This is a genomic window from Phenylobacterium sp., assembly GCF_036495085.1.
Lineage (GTDB): Bacteria > Pseudomonadota > Alphaproteobacteria > Caulobacterales > Caulobacteraceae > Phenylobacterium.
In genome coordinates, this window is the sequence record NZ_DASXNL010000177.1 from 1 (window position 1) to 3,710 (window position 3,710).

The 3,710-nt window shown below is 66.3% G+C and carries 1 protein-coding gene; it reads right to left on the reverse strand.

Annotated features, from left to right (window positions below):
* Window positions 1-17: 17 nt before the first annotated feature.
* Window positions 18-3,356, reverse strand: coding sequence for an autotransporter outer membrane beta-barrel domain-containing protein (locus VGI62_RS19905; protein WP_331506311.1), 3,339 nt, complete (start codon window positions 3,354-3,356; stop codon window positions 18-20).
* Window positions 3,357-3,710: the final 354 nt, after the last annotated feature.

Here is a 3,710-nt window from a genome sequence, read left to right on the forward strand (position 1 = left end):
GATCGCGCCCGCGCTGCCTACCAGTTGATCCTGACCCCGAGCTTTCCGGTCCAGGCGTGGGTGTCGCTATTGAGATTCCATTGGTAGCCGACGTTGGCGATCAGCGCGGAAGAGCGGCTCATCTGGTGAGTCAGGCCAGCATTGGCCTCAGACCAATATGCGCCGAGATCGGTTTTGAAGACCACTGGGCCGTCCGCCGAGGAGAAGCTGGTCGAGGGCTGGTCCATGAATTCGTGGCTGAGGTTGAGCCTGAGCCAGCCGGTGGTCAGCCGGGGGCCCTCCTCGGCGGGTCGGCTCCAGGTGTGGGCGAGCCGCAGACCCAGCCGCCCGACCAGGCTATCTGTGCGGCCGAAGGTGATCAGCGCTGCGGCGTCACTCGTCTGGTCCGCCTCGAAGGTCTGATAGACCAACTGAGCCTGCGGCTCGAGGACCCAGTCCTTGGCGAAGTGGAACGGCCAACCGCCTTCCGTCGATAGGGCCCAGCCCGTGGCGCGGTCCTTCAGTTCAGGAAGCTCGGTCGAGAGCGCCGAAGCACGGTACCAGGTGTATTGGGCGATCGCGTCAAGGTAGGCCCCGTTCGCGGCGAAGCGGGTCCAGTAGCCCCCCAGAGAGAAGGCGTTGAGCCGGGCCGTTCCCGCCTGCTGGCCGCTCACGTGTTCGACGTTGGCGCTTGCCCAGCCATAGACGGCGTAGAGCCCGGCGTGGTCACGCACCCCGTTGGCTTGCTCGCGGCGGTAGATGTCTCCACCGACCTGCAGGGCCTGCAGGTCGTAGTCGAAGGTCGGGCCGTCGGGCCCGTCGATACCCAGGCGGCCTCCATCGTGGTGGCCGCTCCAGCCCACCGCGCGCATCCACAGCCCGTTCAGGTACGCGCTGTCACTCGGCCCCTGCATTCCGCGCAACTGCTCCTCCTCGCCCACGCGGTCGTGCAGGTTGTCGATCACCTCACGGCCATAGAACGCCGCGAGCGCGGGCAGGGCGGAATAGAGCGATGTCTCGATCCTGTAGTCGGGGATCTCGCCAGTGGGCGGTGTCGGAGTTGGCGTGGGTGTCGGAGTTGGAGTTGGAGTTGGAGTTGGAGTTGGAGTGGGTGTCGGCGTTGGGGTGGGCGTAGGTGTCGGTGTCGGTGTCGGGGTTGGCGTGGGCGTCGGAGTCGGAGTCGGCGAAGAACATGGAGGTGAGGGTGCGCCCGCGACCGAACAGTCGATGGCCGAGCGCAGGAACCATGATTGCGGACTGTCTCCGCCCAGGCCGGAGCGATGGAGCGTGTAGTTGTACGGGCCGGCGAGCACCGCCGTCCCGAGCGCGAACGCCCCTGCGGCCGTCGTCCCACCGCTCACGGCGTCGACGACGAGGATACCGTTGCCGAGCGTTTCGGCGCCCCCGCCACCGGCATGGGCGATGCGCAGGAGCGTATTCCCACTCGCCGCGCCGCCGCTAATGATCAGCTTGTCCGACGCCGAGCCGTCCGCACCGAGGTATGTGTTGAGGCCGATCGCGCCGCCATTGCCCACATAGTTCGTTGTCGTCACGGTCTTGTAGCTGGCCGGCAAGGTCACATCACCGGTCGGCGGGGCGAAAGTGATTTCGCTCGTGTCGTTGACCAGGCTCGTCAGGTTCGAACTGCCCGTCACCGTCCACCGCGACGCAGCACTCAGGGTCAGGTTCGAGGCGCTGCCGGCCTCGGTCGTCACCGCGCCGGTGAGTTGTGACGCCGACGTGGCCGCAAGATTGAGGACGCCGTTGTTGGTGACGTTGGAAAGGCCGGCGCCGCCGCTCACCGAGGCGCCCGTCAAGGTCGCGTTCAGGGTCGTGCCATTTACTAAGATCCCAAAGCCTTGGTCTGAGATCAGCGAGCTGTTCTGGATTGTCAGCGTACTCGGCGCCGTCTCGTAGGCTTGGGAATAGAACGCGGGCGATCCGACACCCTCAGCATGGACGCTCGTGCCGCCGGTCAGCGTCATGCTGCTGGCGCCCCACACCATCGCGCCGCGAGATGACGGACCGGTCGTCGTGACGATTACCCCGTCAGCCGTGATTGAGGATCCAACGCCGCCTGACTGAGCCACGGAAAACAGGCCGGCGGCCCCTGATCCATGGGTCGTAACCGAACCGCCGCTCAGAGAGAGCTGAGCGGCGAATTCCGCCGCCGCCCCCGTGCTGCCATTTCCGTTGGTGGTGATGGTGACGTTCCTGGCCGTCACATGGCTTGCAGACAATGAAGCGATACCGTCGGCCGTATCCGACGTGCTGGAGCCTGATGTGGTGATTGACCCCCCGGTAATCGACAGGACGCTGGCGTTGTCCGCGATCGCACCGTTTCCGCCGACGCCTGTTGTCGTGACCGTCACATTGGTCAAGGTCATCGGACCCTGTAGCGCATAGGCGCCGACCGCGTCGGCGCCGCTGGTCGAGACCGACGTACCGTTCGCCGTCAGGGTCCCGCGGCCAATGGCGTAAAGACCGTGCGCCTGATTTCCGGTCGTGCTGATGGACCCGTTGGTGAGGCTGATATTGCCGCCCCTATTCGATTCCGCGCCGTTTGATTGCGGACCGCTCGTGGAGATGGTCGTGCTGGTGGCCTGGATGGTCGGGCCGGCGCCTCCGGCATCGAAGGCAAAGAGGGCGTCGGCCTGCGCGCCTTGGGTCGTAACCCTTCCGCCCGCCAAGATGACGCCCGCCCCCTGGGTGGCTTCAACGCCGATTGCGTTCGTGCCCAGAGTCGAGATCGTGGTGTCCGTAGCCCCTATGCTGGAGTTTACCCCCGTCGCAAAAAGTCCGGTGGCGGAGTTCCCGCTGGTGTGAACGAGGGCCCCGTTGGAAAGGCTGATTGTTCCGCCCGTTTGCGCGGAGGCGCCGATGGCGCCGGGGGCGCTGATGCTCAGCGCCAATCCGTTCACGTCAAGCAAGCTTCCCGCATTGCTGGCCAGCAGCCCGCCGCCGTTGGTTGAGCTCGCCGTGCCCCCTTGAAGACGAATGATGCCGCCAGTTGCGGCGTGCGCCAGAAGACCGGTTCCCGTGGCCAGGAGGGTCGCTGGCCCGCCAAATGTGATGACACCGTTTGATTGCGCATTCAGAACGTCGGCGCCGGTTCCGCTTGTCGTGACCGCCGCTGCGCCCTCGGTATTGATCTGGCCGCCGTTCTGCGCCCAGAACCCAAAGCCAGCGCTGCCGGCCGCCGATGTGGTGATGTTCGCATCGGCCGGCACGGTCTGCGGCGTACTATTCGCAGAGACCTGCTGGGCTTGTGCAGGCGTGACGAAACCAAGCCATGGCGGCAGGCAAGCGGCGCCCGTCAGAAACGTTCCACCAAGAAGCACAGCCGTGCGGCGTGTGCGTGAGTGACGCGTCCTCATCATAGCCACCCTGCCGATGCTTGTGCGGCGCCCGATGCGCGAGGATTTCCAGGCAGCGCAGCGTTTTCCATAGGGCGTACTGCTGATGCCGCGCGCCCGGGCAACCGATTCCACCCACCCCCTCAGGTCCGCCGCGCACCGCATATCCTGGCCGGGCCACCGCTCGACCCAGGCTGCGCCAATCCGCCCAGGGCCTGGCCACCGGCGATCGCCTCGGGGTTCGCATTCGGGCGCGAAGGTCCCCTGGACCAGCTTGATCGCGAGACGCGCGACGGAGCCCCGCGGTCCGCCGAAGTCGGCATCCGCCCATCGGTGACGGCAAAGGCACGTGGCGCCTACGCGTAGACCGTGGCG

Excerpts from the sequence above, each read along its gene's own strand:
- VGI62_RS19905 (WP_331506311.1), bottom strand. The coding sequence starts at position 3,356 with ATGAGGACGCGTCACTCACGCACACGCCGCACGGCTGTGCTTCTTGGT.